General features: G+C 41.6%; 2 protein-coding genes. Both read right to left on the bottom strand.

Going from position 1 to position 1,290, the window contains the following annotated elements; translation table 11 throughout:
- Positions 1–135: 135 nt before the first annotated feature.
- Positions 136–330, bottom strand: coding sequence for a hypothetical protein (locus EDI28_RS25810; RefSeq protein WP_199287501.1), 195 nt, complete (start codon positions 328–330; stop codon positions 136–138).
- A 369-nt stretch (positions 331–699) separates the two neighbouring features.
- Complete coding sequence (locus EDI28_RS25800) at positions 700–957, bottom strand: hypothetical protein (RefSeq protein WP_128786686.1); 258 nt, start codon at positions 955–957, stop codon at positions 700–702.
- Between the last annotated feature and the right edge of the window lie 333 nt (positions 958–1,290).

Below are 1,290 nucleotides of genomic sequence, written 5' to 3'. Positions count from 1 at the left end.
AATTTTGGTCAAGGACAAGTTGAGCAGCTTCAAGCTTAAACTCAGGGCTATATGTTCTTCTGGTACGTTTGGTCATTGTGTCACCTGTTCAGTTGTGAGGTGATGATATCACCTCTAATCAGGTGGCCAAATTAACTATGCCACTTCATTACCACTAAATGTCACCACCCCGACTTTACCAGATAAAATAGAATTACCGCGACTATCAACAGTTAACTTTGCAGTTCCAACATCTAGCATAATCGAAGCCGTTAATCCTTTATTGCTTGAATATGCAATCTCGATCAACTTTGCAATAGTTAATTTAATCTCTTTATCACTAGCACTCATAATTCAACCCTATAACTTTAAGAATGAGTGTATATCCTAAGATTAAGTGATTCAGAAACAGAAATATCAGTTTCAACATTCGCGGTTGATATCTCTTTTATGTAAGAGAAGTATGTAAATTAATAGCCATAACGCCCGCAATAAGGTGTGCCCCACTGAACCAGCAAAGCGCACTGAACTCCGAACCAAAACCGCCGAGTGTAACGCATCACCTTGATTGCATTGTTACATGCAAACTCTGAATTCAATGCGGCTTGGCCGCCCCACCGAGACAGCAGGAAAACCAACAACAATCGCGGAGCTTGATGTAATCCAAACGACACGCTACCGCCAACCACATAACTGAATTGGCATTATAAAAACAGCGACTTAGTAACCACCGAAATAATAACGCGCCAACACTGAATTCAATAGTGCGGCCTCATGAATTTGGAAAGGTAATACATTTTTGACCAAAGAACATTGGGCATAAGGAACATTAACCGCACTTTCGATGAATGATTCTATCTGCAATGTGAACACCGCTGAAACCACTAAGCTATCAACAGCGATGAAGCCTAAAACCTTAAAAAAACGGGCATGTAACGCCTGCAATAAGGTGCCCCACGCAAGACCAGCAAAGCGCACCGAACTTCATACCAAAACCGCCGAGTGTAACGGGTCACCTTGATTGCTTCTTTGTTATGCAACTCCATCCATTAATACGATAATACTTGGTCGAAAATCTTTCCACGCGTGATAAATCTGCGGCATACAGGCAACAAATCAGGACTCTGATATTTCCGATTCACTTTCAACGATTTGGGCCAGAGAAACCTGCATGACACCTGATACGGACTGGCTTGGCTGTTGCACCAAAACAATAGGCAAAGAGATGCACCAACACTTTCACAGCAAAGTAACGTTGAAATTATGATATTGAATTGCCAGACTTCAAGGCAGCAAATATAACAACAACCT

The organism is Photobacterium chitinilyticum (assembly GCF_004104355.1).
GTDB lineage: Bacteria > Pseudomonadota > Gammaproteobacteria > Enterobacterales > Vibrionaceae > Photobacterium > Photobacterium chitinilyticum.
This window is presented reverse-complemented; position numbering and strand designations above follow the sequence as displayed.

Excerpts from the sequence above, each read along its gene's own strand:
- EDI28_RS25810 (WP_199287501.1), bottom strand. The coding sequence starts at position 330 with ATGAGTGCTAGTGATAAAGAGATTAAATTAACTATTGCAAAGTTGATC.